General features: G+C 74.4%; 25 protein-coding genes. 11 read left to right on the forward strand and 14 right to left on the reverse strand.

Translation table 11 applies throughout. From position 1 onward, the window contains the following. Nucleotides 1-46: 46 nt before the first annotated feature. Entirely contained in the window at nt 47-3,124 is a 3,078-nt protein-coding gene (locus ACTMTB_RS07300; protein ID WP_441143470.1) for an LppU/SCO3897 family protein, read from the forward strand. 119 nt (nt 3,125-3,243) lie between these two features. After that, nucleotides 3,244-5,076, forward strand: a complete 1,833-nt coding sequence (locus ACTMTB_RS07305) for an NHL domain-containing thioredoxin family protein (protein WP_441143472.1) — start codon at nt 3,244-3,246, stop codon at nt 5,074-5,076. Nucleotides 5,077-5,151: 75 nt separating this feature from the next. Here ACTMTB_RS07305 and ACTMTB_RS07310 read toward each other — a convergent pair whose 3' ends face one another. From ACTMTB_RS07310 to ACTMTB_RS07320, 3 genes are read right to left on the reverse strand one after another with little or no spacing between them, the layout of a single operon-like run. Next, entirely contained in the window at nt 5,152-5,901 is a 750-nt protein-coding gene (locus tag ACTMTB_RS07310; protein WP_441143474.1) for a LamB/YcsF family protein, read from the reverse strand. Further along, on the reverse strand, nt 5,885-6,841 hold the full coding sequence (locus ACTMTB_RS07315; protein WP_441143476.1) for a biotin-dependent carboxyltransferase family protein: 957 nt from the start codon (nt 6,839-6,841) through the stop codon (nt 5,885-5,887). Before ACTMTB_RS07315 ends, ACTMTB_RS07310 begins: the two co-directional genes overlap by 17 nt. After that, complete coding sequence (locus tag ACTMTB_RS07320) at nt 6,739-7,350, reverse strand: 5-oxoprolinase subunit B family protein (protein WP_441143478.1); 612 nt, start codon at nt 7,348-7,350, stop codon at nt 6,739-6,741. The genes ACTMTB_RS07315 and ACTMTB_RS07320 overlap by 103 nt, the downstream gene beginning before the upstream one ends. Nucleotides 7,351-7,459: 109 nt before the next feature. Between ACTMTB_RS07320 and trhA the strand changes: the two genes are divergently transcribed. After that, nucleotides 7,460-8,137, forward strand: coding sequence for a PAQR family membrane homeostasis protein TrhA (trhA, locus tag ACTMTB_RS07325; protein ID WP_441143480.1), 678 nt, complete (start codon nt 7,460-7,462; stop codon nt 8,135-8,137). Between the two features lie 82 nt (nt 8,138-8,219). On the opposite strand, the gene ACTMTB_RS07330 is transcribed toward trhA, so the two are convergent. Then, nucleotides 8,220-8,510: a DUF6458 family protein gene (locus tag ACTMTB_RS07330; RefSeq protein ID WP_441143482.1), complete on the reverse strand. Its 291-nt coding sequence runs from the start codon at nt 8,508-8,510 to the stop codon at nt 8,220-8,222. A gap of 116 nt (nt 8,511-8,626) precedes the next feature. Between ACTMTB_RS07330 and ACTMTB_RS07335 the strand changes: the two genes are divergently transcribed. Next, entirely contained in the window at nt 8,627-9,166 is a 540-nt protein-coding gene (locus ACTMTB_RS07335) for a SixA phosphatase family protein (RefSeq protein WP_441143484.1), read from the forward strand. A 68-nt stretch (nt 9,167-9,234) separates the two neighbouring features. On the opposite strand, the gene ACTMTB_RS07340 is transcribed toward ACTMTB_RS07335, so the two are convergent. From ACTMTB_RS07340 to ACTMTB_RS07355, 4 genes are all read right to left on the reverse strand, one after another. After that, the gene (locus ACTMTB_RS07340; protein ID WP_067300694.1) at nt 9,235-9,504 is read right to left on the reverse strand and encodes a DUF6458 family protein; all 270 of its coding nucleotides are present in this window, start codon (nt 9,502-9,504) and stop codon (nt 9,235-9,237) included. 522 nt (nt 9,505-10,026) lie between these two features. Continuing rightward, nucleotides 10,027-11,883, reverse strand: coding sequence for an acyl-CoA dehydrogenase (locus tag ACTMTB_RS07345; RefSeq protein WP_441143486.1), 1,857 nt, complete (start codon nt 11,881-11,883; stop codon nt 10,027-10,029). Nucleotides 11,884-12,045: 162 nt separating this feature from the next. Beyond that, on the reverse strand, nt 12,046-13,173 hold the full coding sequence (locus tag ACTMTB_RS07350) for a PP2C family protein-serine/threonine phosphatase (protein WP_441143488.1): 1,128 nt from the start codon (nt 13,171-13,173) through the stop codon (nt 12,046-12,048). Between the two features lie 88 nt (nt 13,174-13,261). Next, a complete protein-coding gene (locus ACTMTB_RS07355) occupies nt 13,262-13,894 on the reverse strand; it encodes a septal ring lytic transglycosylase RlpA family protein (protein ID WP_441143490.1) in 633 nt (210 codons plus the stop codon). 186 nt (nt 13,895-14,080) lie between these two features. Between ACTMTB_RS07355 and ACTMTB_RS07360 the strand changes: the two genes are divergently transcribed. Next, nucleotides 14,081-14,632 (forward strand): phosphoribosyltransferase, encoded by a 552-nt coding sequence (locus ACTMTB_RS07360; protein ID WP_441143492.1) that lies wholly within the window; start codon nt 14,081-14,083, stop codon nt 14,630-14,632. A gap of 33 nt (nt 14,633-14,665) precedes the next feature. Next, nucleotides 14,666-15,694 carry a questin oxidase family protein gene (locus ACTMTB_RS07365; RefSeq protein WP_441143494.1) on the forward strand — a complete coding sequence of 343 codons (1,029 nt, stop codon included), beginning with the start codon at nt 14,666-14,668 and terminating at the stop codon, nt 15,692-15,694. Here the strand turns inward: ACTMTB_RS07365 and ACTMTB_RS07370 are convergent. Then, entirely contained in the window at nt 15,673-15,954 is a 282-nt protein-coding gene (locus ACTMTB_RS07370) for a hypothetical protein (RefSeq protein ID WP_441143496.1), read from the reverse strand. The genes ACTMTB_RS07365 and ACTMTB_RS07370 overlap by 22 nt on opposite strands. On the opposite strand from ACTMTB_RS07370, the gene ACTMTB_RS07375 reads away from it, so the two are divergent. Continuing rightward, nucleotides 15,926-16,357 (forward strand): ASCH domain-containing protein, encoded by a 432-nt coding sequence (locus ACTMTB_RS07375; RefSeq protein WP_441143498.1) that lies wholly within the window; start codon nt 15,926-15,928, stop codon nt 16,355-16,357. The genes ACTMTB_RS07370 and ACTMTB_RS07375 overlap by 29 nt on opposite strands. 206 nt (nt 16,358-16,563) lie before the next feature. On the opposite strand, the gene ACTMTB_RS07380 is transcribed toward ACTMTB_RS07375, so the two are convergent. Beyond that, entirely contained in the window at nt 16,564-17,445 is an 882-nt protein-coding gene (locus ACTMTB_RS07380) for an LLM class flavin-dependent oxidoreductase (protein ID WP_441143500.1), read from the reverse strand. Nucleotides 17,446-17,538: 93 nt separating this feature from the next. Between ACTMTB_RS07380 and ACTMTB_RS07385 the strand changes: the two genes are divergently transcribed. Then, nucleotides 17,539-17,859 (forward strand): PadR family transcriptional regulator, encoded by a 321-nt coding sequence (locus ACTMTB_RS07385; protein ID WP_210778976.1) that lies wholly within the window; start codon nt 17,539-17,541, stop codon nt 17,857-17,859. Between the two features lie 107 nt (nt 17,860-17,966). After that, on the forward strand, nt 17,967-19,070 hold the full coding sequence (locus ACTMTB_RS07390) for a hypothetical protein (protein WP_441143502.1): 1,104 nt from the start codon (nt 17,967-17,969) through the stop codon (nt 19,068-19,070). A 9-nt stretch (nt 19,071-19,079) separates the two neighbouring features. Here the strand turns inward: ACTMTB_RS07390 and ACTMTB_RS07395 are convergent, their stop codons facing one another. Beyond that, nucleotides 19,080-19,655: an NUDIX hydrolase gene (locus tag ACTMTB_RS07395; protein ID WP_441143504.1), complete on the reverse strand. Its 576-nt coding sequence runs from the start codon at nt 19,653-19,655 to the stop codon at nt 19,080-19,082. 8 nt (nt 19,656-19,663) lie between these two features. Continuing rightward, nucleotides 19,664-20,551 carry a LysR family transcriptional regulator gene (locus ACTMTB_RS07400; RefSeq protein WP_441143506.1) on the reverse strand — a complete coding sequence of 296 codons (888 nt, stop codon included), beginning with the start codon at nt 20,549-20,551 and terminating at the stop codon, nt 19,664-19,666. Between the two features lie 119 nt (nt 20,552-20,670). Between ACTMTB_RS07400 and ACTMTB_RS07405 the strand changes: the two genes are divergently transcribed. Both ACTMTB_RS07405 and ACTMTB_RS07410 read left to right on the forward strand, forming a co-directional pair. Beyond that, a complete protein-coding gene (locus ACTMTB_RS07405) occupies nt 20,671-21,036 on the forward strand; it encodes a DUF1801 domain-containing protein (RefSeq protein ID WP_441143508.1) in 366 nt (121 codons plus the stop codon). Next, nucleotides 21,033-21,419 carry a VOC family protein gene (locus ACTMTB_RS07410; RefSeq protein WP_441143510.1) on the forward strand — a complete coding sequence of 129 codons (387 nt, stop codon included), beginning with the start codon at nt 21,033-21,035 and terminating at the stop codon, nt 21,417-21,419. Before ACTMTB_RS07405 ends, ACTMTB_RS07410 begins: the two co-directional genes overlap by 4 nt. A gap of 93 nt (nt 21,420-21,512) precedes the next feature. Here the strand turns inward: ACTMTB_RS07410 and ACTMTB_RS07415 are convergent, their stop codons facing one another. Further along, nucleotides 21,513-21,893 (reverse strand): VOC family protein, encoded by a 381-nt coding sequence (locus ACTMTB_RS07415; protein ID WP_441144019.1) that lies wholly within the window; start codon nt 21,891-21,893, stop codon nt 21,513-21,515. Nucleotides 21,894-21,913: 20 nt separating this feature from the next. Beyond that, nucleotides 21,914-22,342: a VOC family protein gene (locus ACTMTB_RS07420; protein ID WP_441143512.1), complete on the reverse strand. Its 429-nt coding sequence runs from the start codon at nt 22,340-22,342 to the stop codon at nt 21,914-21,916. Nucleotides 22,343-22,404 lie beyond the last annotated feature (62 nt).

Below are 22,404 nucleotides of genomic sequence, written 5' to 3' on the forward strand. Positions count from 1 at the left end.
TCCCGGACGGCATCGGCGGCCGACATGTGATGGAGGAGGCGCACCCATGACGTCCGAGGGCCAGCACCGCCCCGGCCAGGAGCCGGACCAGGTGCCGCCGGGCGCCGGTGGACCGGCGCCGTACGGCGACCGGCAGACGCAGCAGGACACCGGGTACGGCAACCCCGCCGCCCCGGACCTGGGCTGGGCACCACCGCCACCGGCCGGCCGACCGGATCAGGCCGCCCCGGCCTGGGCCGCCGCGCAGGACCAGCCCCCGGCGTGGGGCGCCGCGCAGGCGCCGCAGCAGGGCGAGCCGGCGCAGCCCGGCCAGTGGGCAGCGCCGCAGCCCGCCTGGGCCGCCCAGTCCGACCAGCCCGCCGCCGCCTGGGCCGCGGCCTCCGTACCCGGCCAGCCCGCCGGGCCGGGCGAGCCGGCACAGCCCGCCTGGGCGCAGCCCGAGCAGGCCGCCCCGGCGTGGGCGCAGCCCGACTCCGGCGCCCGTGGCGCCGCCCGGGTGCCCCAGCCGAACGACGCCTGGCCCGCCTCCGCCGACCGGGCCGCCTCCGGCGGCTGGAACGCCGGACAGCAGGACCAGGCCGCCAACGGCTGGGCCGCCGCGCCGCAGCACGACGAGCCGGCCCACTCCGGCGGCTGGAACACCCCGGCCCAGGACGACCCGGCCCGCTCCGGCGGCTGGAACGCCGGCACGCCCGGCCAGGATCAGGACGCCGCGGGCAACGGCGGCTGGAACGCCGGCGGGATCGCGTCCCACGAGGCGTCCACTTCGGGCGGTCGACACGTCGACGCCGAGCAGCACGAGCAGTCCACCGGCTGGAACGGCGCAGCCGCGCCCCAGGAGCAGGCCGACGGCTGGGGTGGCGAGACCCAGCCGCCACCGGACGACGCCGTCCGCTCCGGCGGGTGGAACGCAGCGTCCACCCAGGACGAGGCCCCCCGATCCGCCGGCCGCGCCTCCGTGCCCGTGCCGCCGCAGCAGCAGCCGGAACAGGCCGTGCCCGGGTGGGCGCAGCCCGACACCGGCGCGCGCGGCGCCGCGCAGGTGCCGCAGCACGACACCCCGCCGGCCGACGGATGGTCCACCGAGGACGACCCGGCGCGCTCCGGCGGCTGGAACGCCGCCCGCACGCCGCAGAACGACCCGGCCCACTCGGGCGGGTGGAACACCGGCGGCCAGGACGACGCCGGCCACTCCGGTGGCTGGAACACCGCCGCCCCGGACAACGCCGCCGGCGGGTGGAACAACGCGCCGCAGGCGGACGAGCGGTCGCCGCAGTCGTGGGACGCCGCCGGCGCACCGGCGCCGGCCCACTGGGAGGCCCGCGCGGAGCAGCAGGCCGCCGACGGTTGGGGCGGTGCCGCGCCGGCCCGCGAGGAGCAGCGGTCCGGTGCCGACTGGCCCGCCGCGGAGGAGTCGGCCCATGGTGCCGGTTCCTGGGGCGCGGCCGCCGTGCCCGGTCAGGACGGCCGACCCGAATCGGGCGGCTGGACGCCGCCGGAGCAGCCCGCCCGGGCGACCGCGTCCGTCACGGTCCCGGGCAGCCCGCCGGCCTGGGGGGCGGACGCCGACAATCCGCCGCAGCGGGCCGGTGCCGACCGTCCGGCGGTGCCGGACGCCGAGCCGTGGGCGGCCGAGGAGGCCTGGGGCCGCGCCGAGGCCCCGCCCGCGCAGCGACAGGCCGGGGACGCCTGGGAGCCCCAGCGCGCCGACGAGGCCCCGATCTACCAGCCGGCGCCGGCACCCGGCATCTCGCCGGCCAACGTGGTGCCCCTGCCGCCGCAGGAGCAGCGGGTGCCCGGCGCCAGCCTGGCCGCCGCGCCGCCGGACGACTACGCCCCGCCGGCCCAGTTCGGTGGAGCCGCGGACCAGTCCTCCTTCGAGCCGGCCGGGCGTGCGGACGCGCCGTCGGCGTACGAGCCGGAACGGTCGGGCTGGGGTGCCGGCGAGGAGCCGCAGTCGCCGGCCGGGCCGGTGGTGCCCGGGCCGCGTACCTCGCCGGAGGCCGACGGGGCCGGGCGCGCCGCCGTGCCGGTTGCCGACGAGTCCGCCGCCGGGCGGGCGTCGGCGAGCGCGTCGGTGCCGCTGGCCAGCCGAGTGATGCCCCCGACCGACCAGGCCCTGCGCCCGGGCGCCACGGGTGCCCCGCAGCCCCGGGTGTACGGCCGGCCGGCCCGCCCGGAGCCGGTGGACGAGCCGGTCGGAGAGTACGACGGCCAGCAGGCCGAGCACGACTCCCCGCCGCGCTTCGCCGACCAGCAGCCGTTCGCCGGCCAGCAGTCCTTCGACGGCCAGCAGCGGTACGAGGACCAGGACCGGCGGCGTTTCGACGAGCCGGAGCGGCCGTCCGGCCAGCCCGGCTTCGGCCCCGAGGCGCCCTCGTCCGCGCCGCCCACCTCGCCCGCCGCGCCGCCGGCGTTCCCGGGCGCCATCCCGGCCTTCGCGGACCCGGCCAGCAACAACCGGCCGATGAACGGGACGCGCCCGCACGGCCCCGACGACCGCCCGGCGGAGCCGTTCGGCGCCGGCCCGGCCGGCGGTCCGGCCGCCGGTGCGGTCCCCGGTTACGGCCACCCGGCCCACGACCCGGCCCACGGCGGCGGCACGGCGCCGTTCCCGCAGGCGGGGCCGCACTTCGCGCCGGCCGGGCCGCAGTTCCCGCCCGCGGGTCAGCAGTTCCCGCCCGCCGGCCAGCCCTTCCCGCCGGCCAACCAGCCCGGTCCGGGCGCCTGGCACCAGGACCCGGAGCCCGAACAGGGACGCTTCGACTCGTTCAAGCCGGACCCGGCGCCGAAGGTCGAGCAGCCGGCGCCGAAGGTCCGCAACGGCCGGGTGCTGGCCATGGTGCTGATCACGGCGGTGCTGATCCTGGCCGTCCCGCTCGGCCTGCTCAGCCTGCTGGGCAAGATCGGCGGAGAGGACGAGCCGGACCGGTTCTCCGTGGGCTCCTGCGTCAAGCAGTCCGGCAACGGCGCGACCGAGGTGGACTGCGGCGAGCCGAACGCGTTCACCGTGGTCTCCAAGGTCGACGCGAAGGAGAAGTGCGCCGACCCGGCCCAGCCGCACGTGGTGCTGCCGGGCACCGGCGCCGACCGGGTGCTCTGCCTCAAGCCGGCCACCAAGTAGCACGTTTCGACGGCGGGGCCACGGTGATCCGTGGCCCCGCCGTCGTATCCGCTGTGGCGTGATCGACCACGCGCGGGGTCACACCGTGTCGGCGGCCCGGCATCCGGCAGACTGGGGCCATGAGCGCACGCGTACGGGCTCCTGAGCTGCACGGTCGGGGCTGGCTGAACACCGGTGGGCGGGAGCTGAAGCTCGCCGACCTGCGCGGCCGGATCGTCCTGTTGGACTTCTGGACCTTCTGCTGCATCAACTGCCTGCACGTGCTCGACGAGCTGCGCCCGCTGGAGGAGAAGTACGCCGACGTGCTCGTCGTGATCGGCGTGCACTCGCCGAAGTTCGAGCACGAGAAGGACCCGGACGCGCTGGCCGCCGCCGTCGAGCGGTACGGGGTGCACCACCCGGTGCTGGACGACCCCGAGCTGGACATGTGGGACCAGTACGCGGCGAAGGCCTGGCCGACCCTGGCCGTGGTCGACCCCGAGGGGTACGTGGTGGCCACCATGGCCGGCGAGGGCCACGCCGAGGGGCTGACCCGCCTGGTCGACGACCTGGTCGCCACCCACACGGCGAAGGGCACCCTGCACCGGGGCGACGGCCCGTACGTCCCGCCGGCGGAGCCGGAGACCACCCTGCGCTTCCCCGGCAAGGCCGTGGTGCTCGACGGTGGCAACCTGCTGGTCTCGGACTCGGCCCGGCACTCCCTGGCCGAGCTGGCCCCCGACGGTGAGAGCCTGGTCCGGCGGATCGGTTCCGGCGAGCGGGGCCGGGCCGACGGGCCGGCCGACGCGGCCAGCTTCGCCGAGCCGCAGGGGCTCTGCCTGCTCCCCGCGCACGTCGCCGAGGTGGCCGGTTACGACCTGGTGGTCGCGGACACCGTCAACCACCTGCTGCGCGGCGTACGGCTGGCGACCGGCGAGGTGGTGACGGTTGCCGGCACCGGCCGGCAGTGGCGTTCCTCGGTCGACGACCACGCGCACGACGCGCTCTCGGTCGACCTCTCCTCCCCCTGGGACCTGGCCTGGTACGACGACAAGGTCGTCATCGCGATGGCCGGCATCCACCAGCTCTGGTGGTTCGACCCGATCCGCCGCACCGCCGGCATGTACGCCGGCACCACCGTGGAGGCGCTGCGGGACGGTCCGTTGCCGGACGTGTGGATGGCGCAGCCCTCCGGGCTCTCCGTCTCGGCCGACGGCACCCGGCTCTGGGTGGCCGACAGCGAGACCAGCGCGCTCCGCTACGTCGAGAACGGCGTGCTGGCCACCGCCGTGGGGCAGGGTCTCTTCGACTTCGGCCACGTGGACGGCCCGGCCGACCGGGCGCTGCTCCAGCACCCGCTCGGGGTGTGCGCGCTGCCGGACGGCTCGGTGCTGATCGCCGACACCTACAACGGCGCGGTGCGCCGCTTCGACCCGGCGACCGACCAGGTCGCCACGGTGGCCGACGGCCTGGCCGAGCCGAGCGACGTGGTGCTCACCGCCGACGGTGACGTGCTGGTGGTCGAGTCGTCCGCGCACCGGCTGACCCGGCTGGCGCCGGGCACGCTCACGGCGGCCGGGGCGAGCACGGTGAACGGCCCCCGGCATCAGGTGGAGCGCAAGCCGACGGACGTGGCGGCCGGCGAGCTGACCCTCGACGTGATCTTCACGCCCGCGCCTGGGCAGAAGCTGGACGAGACGTACGGCCCGTCGACCCGGCTGGTGGTTTCCGCCTCCCCGCCGGAGCTGCTGGTCGAGGGGGCGGGCACCACCACCGACCTGTCCCGTCGGCTGGTGATCGACCCGGCGGTGGCCGGCGGGGTGCTCCAGGTGACCGCCCAGGCGGCCACCTGCGACAAGGACGTCGAGCACGCCGCCTGCCACCTGACCCGGCAGGACTGGGGCGTACCGGTGCGGGTGGTCGACGGCGGCGCGACCCGACTGCCGCTGGTGCTGCGCGGCCTGGACGCCTGAGCGTCGGCGCTCTCAGCTCGCCCGCTCCGGGCCGTGGCCTCGGCGGCGGGATCCGGTCACCACGGGGCCAGGACGTCAGACGAAGGGCTTCGGGGTGACGCCCGCGTCGAGCAGCGCGGCCCGCACCAGGGCCGCCGAGGCGACCGCGCCCGGGGTGTCACCGTGCAGGCAGATCGAACCGACCACGCACGGGATGACGGTGCCGTCGACCGCGACGACGGTGCGCTCGGTGGCCATCCGTACGGCCCGGGCGGCCACCTCCTCCGGGTCGGTGACCAGCGCACCGAGCGCGGTGCGGGGCACCAGTGAGCCGTTGGGCAGGTAGCCCCGGTCGGCGAAGCCCTCGGCGACCACCCGCAGGCCCGCCCCGACAGCGAGCTGGGCGAGCTTCGAGCCGGGCGCGCAGAGGATCGGCAGCTGGTCGTCGTACCCGCTGACGGCGGCGACCAGGGCGGCGGCCTGCGACTCGTCGACGGCCGCCGCGTGGTAGAGCGCGCCGTGCGGCTTGAGGTAGCGGACCCGGGTGCGGAACAGCCGGCAGAACGCGTCCAGGGCGCCGAGCTGGTAGGTGACCTCGTCGCGCAGCTCGGTGAAGGCGTACTCGATGCGCCGGCGGCCGAAGCCGGCGAGGTCGCGGTAGCCGACCTGAGCACCGATGGCCACCCCGCGATCGGCCGCCGCGGCGCAGACCCGCCGCATGGTCGACGGGTCACCGCCGTGGAAGCCGCAGGCGACGTTGGCGGAGGTGACCAGGTCCAGCAGCGCGTCGTCGTCGCCGAGCCGCCAGATGCCAAATCCCTCGCCGAGGTCAGCGTTGAGGTCCATGGAACCTCACCGTAGTCCCTGGCCTGGCCTGCGCGAGCGCGGTCACGTCGTCCACCACCCCGATGACGGGGTACCCGCCGGTGGTGGGGTGGTCGGCCAGGAAGACCAGCGGCTGGCCGTCGGCCGGCACCTGCACCGCGCCGAGCACGATCCCCTCGCTGGGCAGTTCACCGGCGACCGCGCGGGGCAGCGGCGCGCCGGTCAGTCGCGCGCCGACCCGGTCGCCCACCGGACTGACCGTGTACGGGGTGCCGAGCAGCCGGTCGAGCGCGTCCGGGGTGAACCAGTCGGCCCGGGGCCCGGGGCGCAGGGTCAGCCGCAGCTCGCCGGTCGGGGGCCGGCCGACGGTCACGTCCACCGGTGGCGGCGGCCCGGGCCACGGGCCGAGCGGGAGGCGGTCGCCGTCGCGTACCGGGGGTGGGCCGAGGCCGGAGAGGGTGTCGGTGGCGCGGCTGCCGAGCACCGGTTCGACCGCGATCCCGCCGCTGACCGCCAGCCAGTTGCGCAGCCCGTCGCGGGCCGGCCCGATCCGCAGCACCGCGCCGGCCGGCACCGCGAGCGGCCGGCCCACGTCACCCGGTCGCCGGCCCACCCGGACGTCAGCGTCGGCCCCGGTCACCGCGACCGTGACGGCGCGGGTCGGCCGCAGCTCACAGCCGGTCAGGGTGATCTCCAGGCCGGCGGCGGAGACCGGGTTCCCCACCAGGCGGTTGGCCAGCGCCAGCGCCGCCGGGTCCAGCGCCCCCGACCGGGGTACGCCGAGATGCGCGTACCCAAGCCGGCCGAGGTCCTGGACGGTGGTGAGCGGGCCGGCGCGGCGTACCTCGATCACGTCGATCACGCGGCCACCAGTCGGACCCGGGTGCCCGGGGTGAGCCGGGCCGGCGGGTCGGCGCGCACGTCGAACAGGGTCAGCTCGGTGCGCCCGACCAGCAGCCACCCGCCCGGCGAGGCGGTCGGGTAGATCCCCGCGTACGGCCCGGCGAGCGCCACCGACCCGGCCGGCACCCGGGTACGCGGGCTGGGCAGCCGGGGCACCGCCCACTCCGGCGGCAGTCCGGTCAGGTACGCGAACCCGGGCGCGAAGCCGCAGAACGCCACCCGGAACGGGGTCTCCCGCAGTCGTCGCACCACCTCGGGCACGGTCACGCCCCAGTGCCGGGCGACGACGGGCAGGTCCTCCCCGTCGTACCCGGTGGGGACCTCGACCTGGGCGGTGGCGGCCGGGGCGGCGACCGGCCGTGGGGTCCACCCGGCGATCCGCGTGGCGACCGCCGCCGGGTCCGGTACGCCGTCGAGCAGGACGGTCGCCGCAGCCGGGACGATCTCGACGGCGCTCAGCTCACCGGCGTCCCGACGGCGCCACAGCTCGGCGCGCCACGCCTCCACCTGGCCGGGGTCGTCGCAGTCGAGCAGGAGGGCGTGTCGGCCGACGGGTCGGATCCGCATCCCGCCATCCTCCCCGATCGATCGGACGACCACGGGCCCGCGCCCGCGCGACGCGGCGGTGACCAGACGCACTACCCGCAGGTAACCTACGGTGTCGTAACCTGTATCCGTGACCACCTCCGCACCGCTCCGGCTCAAGCCGGTCGACATCGGGAAGCCCCGGATGCGCGGCTGGCTGCACACCTACGCCTTCTTCGTCGCGCTCGCCTGCGGCATCGTCCTGTGCGCGATCGCGGCCACCCGCCCGGGCTGGGCACCCCTGGTGAGCTGCCTGATCTACAGCCTCACCGTCTGCGGGCTCTTCGGCACCAGCGCCCTCTACCACCGGCGGGTGTGGTCGGAGCGGGGCTACCAGATCATGCGCCGGCTGGACCATTCGATGATCTTCGTGTTCATCGCCGGCACCTACACGCCGTTCTGCGCGCTGCTGCTCGACCGCCGGATGGCCACCATCATGCTCAGCGTGGTCTGGGGCGGGGCGCTGGCCGGCGTGGCGCTGAAGCTGGTCTGGCCGCACGCGCCCCGCTGGGTGTCCGCGCCGCTCTACCTGGCGCTCGGCTGGGTCTCGGTGGCGATGCTGCCGCAGATCCTGCACGAGGGCGGGGTGACCGCGCTGGTCCTGCTCGCCGTCGGCGGCGCGATCTACAGCGCCGGCGCGGTCTTCTACGCCCTGCGCCGACCCAACCCGTGGCCCACCGTCTTCGGCCACCACGAGTTCTTCCACGCCTGCACCCTGCTCGCGGCGCTCTGCCACCACATCGCCATCTACTTCGCGCTCTTCGCCTGAGCCCGAAGCCCGCCCGCCGGCCCGGCCGGACATGGTGCGGGGCCCCGCACCGCTGCGGGGCCCCGATGTCTGCGCGCGGGGATCAGGTCGGGTAACCGGGGCGGCGCACCTCGCGGTACTCCTCCCGCACCACCCGGTCGTCCTGCACCGGCACGACCCGGTCGGCCACCACCCGGTCCTCGCGCACCGGGGTGGCCACCACCGTGCGGCGGCGGGTGTTCCAGAAATAGAGGGTGGTGATGAGCCCGACGACGCCGGCGAGCATCAGCACCCAGCCGACGACGTTCAGGTTGAGCCATCCCAGGTTCGCGTCGATGGCGAACGCGAAGATCGCGCCCAGCGCGATGAGGAAGATGCTGGCACCGATGCCCATGATGTCGCCTCCTTGGCATGTTCACTGGCGTATCCGACCGCCGCGGCCATCGGTGAGCGTGCGGCACACATCGACTTACCCAGGCGCTCCGATCGCCAATCAGGCAAGCTGGGCGCATGACGGACGCCCACGCCGAGGAACGGACCCTGGTGCTGCTCCGGCACGCCAAGGCCGAACTACCCGCCGGGGGCGCCCCGGACGCCGAACGCCGCCTGACCGCGCGCGGGCACGCCGACTCGGCCGCCGCCGGAGCCTGGCTGGCCCGGCACGGCCTGCTGCCCGAGGTGGTGCTCTGTTCGTCGTCCCGGCGTACCCGGCAGACCTGGCACGACGTGGCGATGGGCATGACGGGATCCCCGCCGGAAGGGGGACCGGCGGGGTCGTCACCTGTGGTGCGCTACGAGCCGACCGCGTACGAGGCGCAGCCGCAGGAGCTGCTCGCCCTGGTCCGGGCGGCCGAGCCGACAGCCCGGACGGTCCTGCTGATCGCCCACAATCCCGGCATCTCGCTGCTCTCGGCGCTGCTCGACCCGGAACGGGCGGATCCCGAGGGGCTGCGGACCACCGACCTGGTGGTGCACCGGGCCGCGACGCCCTGGGCGGACCTGGCGCCGGGCGGCGCGGCGATCGTGAACCGCCACACCGCCCGCGGCTGAGCCGGTACGTCTTCCCCGGACCGCACCTCCGGGGCAGGCAGCGCGGGGACGGCAGCGCGGGCGGCGGGTCAGGACGGTGGCGCGGTGGGCGGCGGCGGGTCGGGCGGCGGCGGCATCATCGCGGTCGGATGGGACAGGCGGTTCTCCTCCACGATCAGCGTGCGTGCCCGCTTGCGCCGGTCCTGCCAGAACCAGAGCGTGGTGAGTAGTACGGCCAGCCCGGCCAGGATGAACACCCAGCCGACCGCGCGCAGGTCGATCCACCAGACGTTGGCCCGGATGGCGAAGGTCATGATCGCGCCCAGCGCGATGAGAAAGATTCCGCTACCAATGCCCATGTGCGCTGCACTCCCCCGTGCGGTGGCCTCTGGGCGTGCCCCTGACGTGGTCCGCGACGGTTACCCGTCAACCGGCCCGCCTACCAACCCCACCCCCGCCAATCCCACCCCCCGCCACCCTCTGGGCGCACTTTCAGAGAAAGCGTGGCTGTCCGAGGCGAAACAGCCACTCTTTCCCAGTAAGTGCGCGGCCTCCGTGGTGGTGCTGGGCCCGGCGGGGCGGGTGTCGGGTCGGGTGCCCGATGAGGGGTTCGGGGGGCAGCCGGGTGAGGCTCGGCGCGGGCTGGTGGGGTCCGGCGCGGGGTTGGGGCGGCTCCCGGTTTGCGGCGAGTCGCGGTGTTCGACGGGCCGGATACCGCGACACGCCGCAAGGCGCGGCAGCGGCCAGCGGCGGGCACGGCGACACCCGGCAGAGCACCCAGGACTCGGGCCGGGTGGGTGCCGCACCGACGGCGGCGGCCGGCGAGCAGGTGCTCGCCGCCCGCCATCAGGGTCGAACCGGGCTGATCACCCCGGAGGGGATCAGAACGCCTCCTCCGGGAGGTCCATGATCTCCAGGTCGGCGCCCTCGATGATCCGCCGGTCGGCGCCGATGCGGGGCAGCACCTCGCGGGAGAAGAACCGGGCGGCGGCCACCTTGCCGGTGTAGAACGCCTTGTCGGCGGCGGAGACCTCGCCGGCCAGGGCGCGCAGTGCCACGTCCGCCTGCTTCTGCAGCAGCCACCCGACGACCAGGTCGCCGATGGCCAGCAGGAAGCGGCGGCTGCTCAGGCCGACCTTGTAGAGGCTGCGGGTGTCGCCGCCCTGCGCCTCGCCGAGCCAGCCGGTCATCACGCCGAGCATGGTCTGGATCTCGGCGAGCGCCTTGCCCAGCGCCTGCCGCTCCTCCTTGAGCTGACCGTTGCCGCCCTCGGTGGTGATGAACTCCTGGATCTCGCCGGCGACCGCCATCAGGGCCTTGCCGTTGTCCCGGACGATCTTCCGGAAAATCAGGTCGAGGCTCTGGATCGCGGTGGTGCCCTCGTACAGGGTGTCGATCTTGGCGTCGCGGACGTACTGCTCCAGCGGGTAGTCCTGGAGGAAGCCGGAGCCGCCGAAGGTCTGCAGCGACTCGTGACCCAGCAGCTCGTACGCGCGCTCCGAGCCGACGCCCTTGACCAGCGGGAGGAGCAGGTCGTTGACCCGCTTGGCCAGCTTGGTGGCCTTCTCGTCGCCGGCCGCCTCGGCGATGGCGACCTTGTCCTGCCAGCTGGCGGTGTAGCAGACCAGCGCGCGCAGGCCCTCGGCGTACGACTTCTGCAGCAGCAGCGAGCGGCGCACGTCCGGGTGGTGGGTGATGGTCACCCGCGGGGCGGTCTTGTCGGCCTGCTGGATCAGGTCGGCGCCCTGCACCCGGTTCTTGGCGTACTCCAGGGCGTTCAGGTAGCCGGTGGAGAGGGTGGCGATCGCCTTGGTGCCGACCATCATCCGGGCGTACTCGATGATCATGAACATCTGCCGGATGCCGTCGTGCTTCTCGCCCAGCAGCCAACCCTTGGCCGGCACGCCGTGCTCGCCGAAGGTCACCTCGCAGGTGTTGGAGACCTTCAGGCCCATCTTGTGCTCGACGTTGGTGGCGTAGACGCCGTTGCGCTCGCCCAGCTCGCCGGTGGTCTCGTCGAAGTGGTACTTCGGCACCACGAAGAGCGACAGGCCCTTGGTGCCCGGGCCGCCGACGCCCTCGACGCCGACCGGACGGGCCAGGACGTAGTGGACGATGTTGTCGCTCAGGTCGTGCTCACCCGAGGTGATGAAGCGCTTGACGCCCTCGATGTGCCAGGAGCCGTCGGGCTGCTGGATCGCGCGGGTCCGACCGGCGCCCACGTCCGAGCCGGCGTCCGGCTCGGTGAGCACCATGGTGGAGCCCCACTGCTTGTCGATGAAGAGCCGCGCCCACTTCTTCTGCTGCTCGGTGCCCTCGACGTGCAGCACGTGCGCGAAGGACGGGCCGGAGGCGTACATCCAGATCGGCGCGTTGGCGCCGAGCACCAGCTCGGCGAGGGACCACCAGAGCGCCCGCGGGGCGTTGGTGCCGCCGAGGGCGTCGGGGAGGTCCAGCCGCCAGAACTCGGAGTCCATGAACGCCTGGTACGACTTCTTGAACGACTCCGGCAGCGGCGCGGTGTGCGTGGCCGGGTCGAAGACCGGCGGGTTGCGGTCGCTGTCCGTGTAGCTGGCCGCGAGGTCCTCGCGGGCCAGGCGGTCGACCTCGGAGAGGAAGCTGCGGGCGGTGTCGACGTCCAGGTCCGAGTACGGCTCCTGGCCGAACGTCCGGTCCGCCCCGAAGACCTCGAACAGATTGAACTCGAGGTCCCGAAGGTTGCTCTTGTAGTGGGTCATGCTCGCTGGCCCCGCTTCCGGACAGGTGTTACCGATCAGTAACCCCGACTGTATTACTCACCGGTAGCCACCGACAAGCCGATGGGGGAAGTGACGGCGATTACACACCTGCGGTTCAGCTCTCGTTCGGCCCGTGGCAGGACGGCGCAGGGGCGCGGCGACTCACGCCTCCGCCGCGCCGACCTCCCAGCTCGGCACCGGGACGGTCGCCCCGGTGCGCGGGCCGGTGTACTCCATCAGGACCAGGGCGATGTCGTCGTCCAGCCGCCCGTGCACCCACTCCACCAGCGCGGTCTCCAGCGAGGCGAGGCCGTCGCCGACCGTGCCGTGCCCGAGCAGCCGCCACGCCCGGTCGGCGGTCGGGAAGAACTCACCGTCGCGCCGAGCCTCACCGAGCCCGTCGGTGAAGAGCAGCAGCCGGTCGCCGGGCTCCAGGCGTTCCACCCGGGGGCGCACCACCGGCATGAACCCCAGCGGCGGGGCGGGCGCCGGCGGCTCCAGCGGGATCACCGCGCCCCGGCGCAGCAGCAGCGGTGACGGGTGGCCGCAGTTGACAATGGTCAACGTACCGCCCCGCTCCTCCACCACGGCCGCCGTGACGAAGTCCTCGTCACCCACGTTGCGGGCCACCGCCCGGTCCAGGTCGGCCACCACCGCGCGCAGGTCGGCCCGCTCGTACGCGACGTGCCGGTAGGAGCCCAGCACGATGCTCGCCAGCCGGACCGCGTCCAGCCCCTTGCCCCGGACGTCCCCGATGATCATGCGGACGCCGTACGGGGTGTCGATGGCCTCGTAGAGGTCGCCGCCGATCTCGGCGGTGGCCGTCGAGGAGATGTACCGGGCAGCCACCGCGAGGGTGCCCACCTGCGGCCCGAGCGGTCGCAGCACCGCCTGTTGGGCGACCGACGCCAGCTTCGACAACTCGGCGATCTCCTCGCCCTGCCGCTGCCGCAGCGCCGCCACCGCCGCCGAGATCCCGCTGGCGAACGCGATCCCGGCGAGGTCGATGGCGGTGACCAGCGACGGGGTGGGTTCGGTCAGCGCGAAGCTCGCCCCGAGCACCGCGGCCACCACGCCGACCCCGAGCACCACCCGCCAGGAGGCGAACGCGGCGGCCAGGATGGGGGCGGCCATCATCAGCGCCACGTAGTGCGCCGCCCGGCCGTCGGCCAGCTCCACCGCCGAGATGATTGTGAGCAGGCCGAGGGCCGCGCCGACGCCGGCGCGGGATCCGGGACTCAGCGGGCCGCGGCCCGACTGGAAGGCATGCGTGCGTACGAGGGACAGCATGCCTGATGGACGTGAACCGGTGAATGAACCTGACCCCTCGACCGAGGGTGTTCCGACCGGCCGGACGGTCACGACGAGCCGATCGCCGTCAGCCGAGGACCTCGTACTTCACCGTCAGCTCACCCAGGCTCACCGAAGCGATGCTCTCGAACGCGGCGCGGGACAGGTCGATGCAGCGTCCCTCGATGAACGGGCCACGGTCGTTGATGCGGACGGTCACCGACTTGCCGTTGTCCGGGTTGGTGACCCGGACCCGGGTGTTGAAGGGCAGCGTCTTGTGCGCGGCGGTCAGCGCGTCCGGGTTGAAGGTCTCGCCGTTGGCCGTCATCTGGCCCTCGTCGTAGAAGGACGCGCCGCACGAGCCGCTGTCCACCACGGTGCTCTTCGGGGCGGCCTTCTTCGTCGTCGCGCTCGGCTTCGGCGTGGCGGTGCGGGTCCTGGCCCGGGAGGCCGCCTGGGCGGACCGGGTGGCCTTCGGGCTGGCCGTGACGGTCGGCGAGGGGCTGGCGGTGGGGGACGCGGTGGCGCTCGGCGAGGTGGTGGCGCTGGGGCTGACCGCGGCCGGCACGGTGTCGGCGACGACGGGGGCCGCCGCCTCGCCCGAGGTCAGCTGTACGGCGCCGACGGTGCCACCGACGGCGAGCACGACACCCACGGCGGCGGTGGCGGCGATGCCGGCCGGCGAGGAGAACATGCGGGTACGGGAGTGCCTACCAGCCACCGGACCGGTCCTTTCGTCGGCTGAACAAACCGGGTCGGACCGTAACGAGAGAAGCACTTCGGAAGTCAACGTGATCATGGTGGTATGCCCGGAATTGCAGCGATACGTGTAGCCGATCATCCGACGGCGCGGGGGCCGGACGGGCCAGCGCCACGCCGCGTGGCAGCGATGGGTGAGGATGGACGGATGGCCGATGAGCTGCGCCGGCGTCTGATCGAGCTGTTCCGCTGGGTCGATCCGGGGCCGGGCAGCAGCCACCTGGTCAGCGACGTCTCCGGCTGGTGGCGCGACCCGCAGGTGCTGGCCGGGCTCGGGCCGGCCCTGGCCGCACCGTTCCGGGACGCCCGGCCGACGGTGGTGGTGGCCCCGGCCGTCACCGGGCTGATGCTCGGCCCGCTCACCGCCACCGCTCTCGGGGTGGGCTTCGCGCCAGCGCACAAACCGGGCGACGGGCGACTGCCGGCCGGGCCGCTGACCTGGTCCCGGAGCGACCCCGACTTCCGCGGCCGCCAGGTGGACCTGGCCGTGGTGGACCGGCGACTCGGCCCGGACGACCGGGTGCTGGCGGTGGACGACTGGGTCGCCACCGGGGCGCAGCTGCGGGCGATCCGGGAGCTCTGCGCCGCCCGGGGCGCCACCTGGCTCGGCGCCTCGGCGGTGGTGCGGGACTGCCCGACCGAGGTGAGCCGGGAACTCCGCCTGCACGGGCTGCTCGACGCCGCCCAACTGCCCGCTTGACCTGAAGCGCGCTTCAGGTCCCAGGATCGGCGCATGGACCACGGCATCCTGGACGAGGCGTACCGACGGCTGCACCGCACCGGCCCCGAGTTCGAGGGCTGGCTCTCCAACCACGGGCCGATGGCGGTCGAGGCGCTGGTCCGGCACGGCCACGACCGCAGCGTGCACCGCTGGCTGGACGACTACCTGCGCCGGCTCGACGAACTGCCGGGTCAGCACCGGATCGAGGACTGGCGGGAGGCCCTCGGTGACCCGAAGCGCGCCGGCGACTGGCTGGCCCACTTCGACCGGGAGCTGCTCGAGCGCCCCTGGCGCGAGGTGCTGGGCACCTGGTGGCCACGGCTGCTGCCCGGCATCGCGGCCGGCGCGACCCACGGCGTCATCCGGGTCGGCCACGCCGTCCGGGCGCTGCGGGAGGACGGCTCCAGCCCGGACCGGGTGGCCGAGCTCGGCCAGGCCCTCGGCTACTGGGCGGCCCGCTGGCAGCCGGTGCCGGGCCTGCGCCTCGACGCGGCGTCCCGTCCCGACGGTCCCGACGTGGCCACCGCGCTGGCCTCGGTGCCCCGGATCGACGATCGCAGCGGCGGCATCCGGCAACGGCTGGCGCGGCTGTCGGGCGTACCCGGGTGGGACAGGGCGGTGGCGTCCCCGCGCCCGGCGCGGACGCCCGCCGAAGCGGAGCGGGGGCTGGTCGCGCTGGTGCACCGGGCCGCGCTGGACTACCTGCGGTACGGGCACGAGAACCCGGTGATGCTGGTGCACGCGGTGACCGCGCCCACGGCGGTGCTGCGGACCCTGCCGGCGCTCGACCCGGCGCTCTGGGCGCCGAGCCTCACCGCGGCGTGGTCGGCCACGGCAGCGGTGACCGCGGTGTACGCCCCGCCGCGCGGCACGGCGATCCCGGCCGTCACGCCCGGCACCCCGGCGGAGGTGTTCGCCCGGGCCGCCCGGCACGGCGGCGCGCACGTGGTCAAGCTGGCCGACGCCGTGCTCGACGCGCACGCGGCGACCGGCGACGAGCGGGTGCTCACCGCCGCCGGCTACGCCGGCCAGCTGATCTGAACGAACTCCTCCACCGCGGTGCAGACCCGGCCCAGCACCTCCGCCGAGCGGGCCAGCGGACCGGGCACCAGCATCCCGTGGTGGGCGTCGGGGACCTCCAGCACGTGCGGGGTGAGCCGGCGCGCCACGGCACCGTCCCAGGAGGGGTCGGCGGTGCCGCCGACCAGCAGGACCGGCGCGGTGGCGCCGATTCCCCACGACGGGAAATCGGTGCTGGGTAACGTCGGCAGGATGTGGCCTCGGATCGGTGGACTGCGCACGCTCGCCCTCGGCACCCCGGGGCGGATGCGGACCAACCTCAACACCCTGGTGCTGGCCGGGGTGAAGACGGCGACCGCCACCCTGCTCACCGAGTACGCCGAGGAGGGCGAGGAACTGGAGCACACCGGCGAACGGCTCGTCCTGCTGGACGACGTCGACGCCCTCGCCGGGATCGTCGAGGTCACCGGCGTCGAGGTGCTCCGCTTCGCCAACGTCCCGTGGGACTTCGCCCGCGCCGAGGGCGAGGGCGACCGCTCGATCGAGGAGTGGCGGGCGGGGCACGCCGCCTACTGGGCCCGCGTCGGCACCCCGGTCACCGACGACACCGAGATCGCCTGCCTGCGCTTCCGGCTGGTCTCCGGGGGCGACGGCGGCGTCGCCACCGGCGACCTCAGCACCTGAGGTACGCGCCGACCAGGCTTCACCCGGGCCCCGCGCGGCCAACCCGGCTGCGGGCGCCATCGCTCCGGCTTCCAGCCGGGGGTCGGGCGCGCCGACACCGCTGCGCGTCCTTTGCTCTGCTGCCCTTACGGCGACAGCAACAGCCAGTCACTGTCGCCTCCGCGGCAGCAGAGCAAAGGAGGCGGCGGGTGACCCTGGCCGCCGGGTCAGGCGGTGCGCAGCTCGGGCAGGAGTTGGGTGGCGACGTCCACCAGGACGGCCTCGTCGCCGGCGTACCAACTGCTGGCCCGGGGCCAGTGCGTGATGACGTCGGTGAAGCCGAGCGCCGCCGCCCGGGCCACCTGCTCGGCGAAGAAGTCGGCATTGCTCAGCGAGAAGACCGGCGCCGAGTCCAGCGACAGGTAGCGGTCCACGGTGGCCGGGTCCCGACCGGCGGCGTCCAACGTCTGATCCAGCCGGGCGCAGAGCTGCCCCACCCCGTCCCACCAGCTCGTCAGGTCGTCGCCGCCGGTGCCGGTGGTGACCCAGCCCTGCCCGAAGCGGGCCACCAGCCGCATCGACCGGGGACCGTTCGCGGCCACCACGAACGGCACCCGGGGCTGCTGCACACAGCCCGGGTTGTTGCGGGCGTCCACCGCGGCGAACCAGTCACCCCGCCAGGTGACGCCGTCCTGCCGCAGCACCAGGTCGAGCAGCTCGGTGAACTCGCCGAAGCGGTCCACCCGCTGCCGCGGCGGCAGGGTCTCGCCGCCGAGCACCGCCGAGTCGAACCCGATGCCGCCCACCCCGAGGCCGAGCAGCACCCGGCCGGCGGACACGTCGTCGAGGGCGGTGACCTGCCGGGCGAAGGCCGCCGGATGCCGGAAGTTCGGCGAGGCGACCAGGGTGCCGAGCCGGATCCGGGAGGTCACCGTCGCGGCGGCGGTCAGGGTGGCCATGGAGTCGAACCAGGGGCCGTCGACCAGATCGCGCCAGCCCAGGTGGTCGTACGTCCAGGCGTGGTCGAAGCCCCACTCGTCCGCCTGGCGCCAGCGGCGCTGCGACTCCGACCAGCGCTGGTCGGGAAGGATCACGATGCCAATCCGCATGATCGCCAGGGTACGGCCCGACCCGGTCCGGGCCACCCGACACGGGTCTGTTCATACATCGATCATCTGTATATGATCCGGCGCATGGCGGCGATGCGTGAACCGACCTTCCTGATCCTCACCGCGCTCGCCGGTGGTCCCCGGCACGGCTACGGCATCGTCCAGGACGTCGCCGTCCTGTCCGAGCAGCGGGTGACCCTGCTCCCCGGCACCCTCTACACCGCGCTGGACCGGCTCACCGCCGAGGGCCTGGTGGAGCCCGACCGGGAGGAGACCGTGGACGGTCGGCGGCGCCGCTACTTCCGTCTCACCCCCGAGGGGCACGCCGCCCTCGGGGCCGAGGCCGGCCGGCTGCGGCAGCTCGCCACGGCCGCCGAGGCCCGGCTGCGCGCGTTCCGCCCCGGCACCGCCTGAACCGCCAACTCACCCGAGCCACGCAGCACCATCCCCGCCGTCCCGCCGGTCGGCGGGACCGCACCCCGCACCACCCGAGGCGAGACCGAGCCCCCGGAGGGAAGGCAATGGCACCGACCGGCGACCCGCTCGCGCGCCGCTACCGCCGCCTGCTGCGCTGCTATCCGCGCGCCTACCGGCGGGAGCGCGGCGACGAGCTGGTCGCCCTGCTGCTCGACACCGCACCGCCCGGACGGACCAGGCCACGGCTGCGGGAGGTCGTCGACCTGATCCGGAACGGGATGCGCTGCCGGCTCGGCCGACCGGCCAGCAGCACGGTCGTCGCCTGGGCGGCGTTGGCCGCGGTCGTCTGCGGGCTCTTCAGCGCGGCACTGTCCGCCCGGGTCGCCTGGGAGACCGCCCGACCGCTGCCGGGCCACGCCGAGACCGGTGCGATCTTCCGGACCGTACTGCCCGACCGCGAACCGGACGAGATCACCACCCCGTCGAGTTTCTTCGGGTACTACACCCAGCCGCTGACCCTGCAGGCCCTGGACAACCTGCTCCTCGGCGACGGCGGGGAGTACCAGCAGACCGCCACCGGCGCGTGGGCCGCCGGCCCGCCACCCGCCCCGCCCGAGCAGATCGCCGGGGTGGCCCAGCGCCGGCTCCGGGAAGCCGGCTGGCACCTGGACGGGGTCACCGTGCACCGCTCGGACGACTGCGCCGGCAAATTCTGCGCCGCCGTCGTGCCGGTCACCTACACCACCCTCGACGCCAGCCGGGGGGACACCCTTCTCACCGTCACGGTCAACTCGCGGCCGGAGCCCGACTACCCGTACCTGTCGATCGACCTGCGCCGCACCACGCCGCCGCTGGTCCTCCCGGCCGCGATCGGCGGCGGGCTGCTCGGCGCGCTGGCCGGCTGGCTGGTCTTCGGCTGGGCGAGCCGGCGCACCGAGACGCCCCACCCGGCCCGGGCGGTGGTGAAGGTCCTCTTCGGGGTGACGCTGCTGCTGTGGTGGCTGCCGATCCTGGTCGCCGTGCCGTCGGTGGCCAGCCACCATGGCGCGGAACAGCACCCCCAGTGGCATCCGTTCTGGGAGTGGCTGGGCCAGCCGACCTTCTCACTGTTCTTCCTGGTCGGATCGGTGAGCGCGCTGCTCGCGATCGCCCTGGCGACCCTGCCCCGACGGGATGCCGACCGGATATCGGCGCTCGTCAGCGGCTGAGCCCTCCGGTCAGCCCGCCGCCAGCTTGGTCATCATCCGGGGCAGGTGCGGGTCGAGGGTGGCCGGGTCCGCCGCGGCCACCTCGGCGGGCGTCCACCACCGGACGGCACGGAACTCCCCCGGGTCGGGCGTGAGCGGCTGGTCCCGGCGGCCCGCCAGCACGTACCAGAGGCTCACGTCGACGTGCCGGTCCTCGGGCGGGCCGACCGTCGGCGTGACGGTGAGGAAGAGCGGACGTTCACCGGGCTCCGGCGGGAAGACCGCCGGCACGCCCAGTTCCTCGACCACCTCCCGGCGTACGGTCTGCGCCGGATGTTCGCCGGGCTCCACGTGGCCGCCGGTGGGCAGCCACCGCCCGGCGTTGCGGTGGTCGACCAGCAGGACGCCGCCGTCGGTGGCGTCGCGCAGCAGGAAGTACGCGACGAGGTGCGGCGACGGGATGCGGGGCTTCGCCCGCCGGAAGACGTCGTCGGTCGCCGCCAGCCAGTCGAGGCACTGCGCCCGGTGCGCCGCCTCCAGGTCGTCGAGGGGCACGATCGACTCGACCAGCGCCCGGATCTCGTCCAGCACCCGCATGTCGGGCATCCTGCCAGTCACCCTCGGCGCACGGCGTCCGCCGCGGCACGGACGAACTCGCGTACCCGCTCGGTGGTGTTGGTCTCCAGCCAGACCGGACCCCGCCGGATGGGCGGCGCGTCGTGGATCGGCACGTAGGCGACGTCCGGGCGGGGGTAGTACCGCCGGGTGTGCTCGCCGACCGGGAGCACGCCACGGCCCATCGCGACCAGCGAGAGCATCTCCGAGAAGGTGTTGCCGACCGGTCCCCTCGGCACCGGACGCCCGGACGGCGTGCGGTCCGGGGTGCGGTCGCGCTTGAACTCCGCCGAGGTCACCGCCGGGTACTGCACCACCGGGTGGTCGGCGAGGACCTCCAGGGAAACCGACTCCGCGCCGGCCAGCGGATGCCCGGTCGCCACCGCCAGCACCCGGCCCTCCGACAGCAGCGCCGGGCCGTTGGCCATGCCGTCGAACGGGTACGCGGCGATGAGCACATCGATCGAGCCGTCCACCAGGCTGGACCGGGAGTTCGCCAGCTGGGCCTCGTGGACGTGCACCTCGCAGTCGGGGTGCCGCTCGCGGAACAGGTTGACCGCGCGGAGCAGCACCGGCGCGGTCCACTCGCCGAGGAAGGCGACCCGCAGCTCCCCGGTGACGCCCCGCCCGGCCTCGACGGCCCGCCGGACGGCGTCCTCCATCCCGGCGACCAACGGTCGCAGGTCGTCGGCGAGCCGGTGGCCGATCGGGGTGAGCCGGACGACCCGGCTGGTGCGCTCGAAGAGCGGCGCGCCGATCCGCCGTTCCAGCTTCTTCACCACATGGCTGATCCGCCCGGTGGTGACCCGTAACCGCTCGGCGGTCCGCCCGAAGTGCAGCTCCTCGGCGAGGGTCAGGAAGGTCTCGACCTCGTGCCGCTCCAGCAAGCCGGGCTCCCGTCGTTGAATCCGGTTCAACGATCGTAGTCCGATCGCGGCTTGGTCGCGTTCCCCGCTCCGACCAGGCTGGAAGCCAGCAGAGAGATCGCTACGCCGAGGAGTGCGCAATGAGTACGACCACCGTCACCGAATACCTCGCCGGGCTCGACGAGCCACTGCGGGAGATCGCCGCGAAGCTGCGGCCGGTCATCGAGGCGGCGCTGCCCGGCGCCACCGACGCCGTCTGGCACGGCCACCCGGTGTGGGGTCGCGGGGACCGGCCGGGACGGGACCCGGTCTGCCTGGTCAAGGCGTACCCGTCGTACCTGACCTTCGGGCTCTGGCACGGCCAGCAGGTCGACGACCCGTCCGGCCGGCTGCTGCCGGGTGCCCGGTCGATGGCGTCGGTGAAGCTGCGGGCCGCCGACGAGGTCGACCCGGCCCTGTTCGGCGACTGGCTGCGCCAGGCGTATGCCCGGGAGGTGGCGGCGTGACCAGCGTGCGGGTGACCGGCTTCGACCATCTGGTGCTCACCGTCGCCGACGTCGAGAGCGCGCTGGCGTTCTACTGCGGACCGCTCGGCCTGGCCCCGGTACGCGTCGACGAGTGGCGGGCCGGCAGGGTGCCCTTCCCCTCGGTGCGCGTCGACGCCGGAACGATCATCGACCTGGTCCACGGCCGGCGGGGATCGGCGAACGTCGACCACTTCTGCCTGGTGGTCGCGCCGCTCGACTGGCACGAGGTGATCGCCGCCGGCGTCTTCGACGTGGTGGAGGGGCCGGTGGGCCGGTTCGGCGCCCGGGGCTCGGCCACCTCGCTGTACGTCCGCGACCCGGACGGCATCGTCGTCGAGCTGCGCTGGTACCCGCACGATTGATCAGGGCCGGTGGCCCACGGGGTGGTGATCGGCGCGGTCGGGCCGCCTGAGCCGCGCCGGTCCCCCGCACCTCGGCCAGGCTGGTGCATCGCCTCAGAGATGCTGGACGATCTGGATCGGATTGCCGTCCGGGTCGGCGGTCCAGGCGATCAGGAGGCGATCGAGCCAGGGGTGCGGCGCGGCGAGGGCGGGAGCGCCGTCGGCGGTGAGCCGGGCCCAGGCGGCGGCGGTGTCGTCGGTCCAGAGAATCACGGCGGCCCGCTGTCCGTCGGGCACCGGGTCGAGGCCATGGTCGTCCCGGGTGGAGCTGACCGATGCGATACCGATCCGGTAGCCGTCGAGCGTCAGGTCGACGTGGATCGGCTCGCCGTCGGTCGGCACCCGGAAAGTCTCGGTGAAGCCCAGCCGCGTGTAGAACGTCACGGCGCGCGGCACGTCGGCGCTGAACAGGACGACCTGCGGGGTGCGGAACATCGACACCAGCCCTCCTGGGACTAGCCGACGAAGATGCAGAACGGGTGACCGGCCAGATCGGCGTAGACGCGGAGCGGCTCGTCGGGGTCGTCGCTGCGGTCGTACAGCAGCCGACCACCGAGGCGCATGACGCGCTCGTGCTGCACCTGCAACTCCTCGACCGACGCCACGGTCAGGTCGAGGTGCAGCTGCTGCGGCACCCGGTTCTCCGGCCAGGTCGTCTCCGGCAGCTGGTCGACCTGCTGGAAGGCCAGCTGGGGAGCGCCGCCGGGGGCCCTCAGCACGAGCCAGTCGCGACCACGCTCATCCGCCTGCCCCGCTTCCGGCGGCTCGTCACCAGGCCGGTAGACGAGGCCCAACAGAGATCGGTAGAACTCCGCGAGGGACCTGGCGTCGGTGCAGTCGAGCACCACCGAACACAGCCTGGGCACGCTTTCCCGGTCGACCATGTCGATCACCTCCACCGCCATTCTGCATGGCGGCGGTCCCTGGTCGACGAGCGTGGAGCCGG

Origin of the sequence: Micromonospora sp. L32 (assembly GCF_052068055.1) — a bacterium.
Classification (GTDB): domain Bacteria; phylum Actinomycetota; class Actinomycetes; order Mycobacteriales; family Micromonosporaceae; genus Micromonospora; species Micromonospora purpureochromogenes.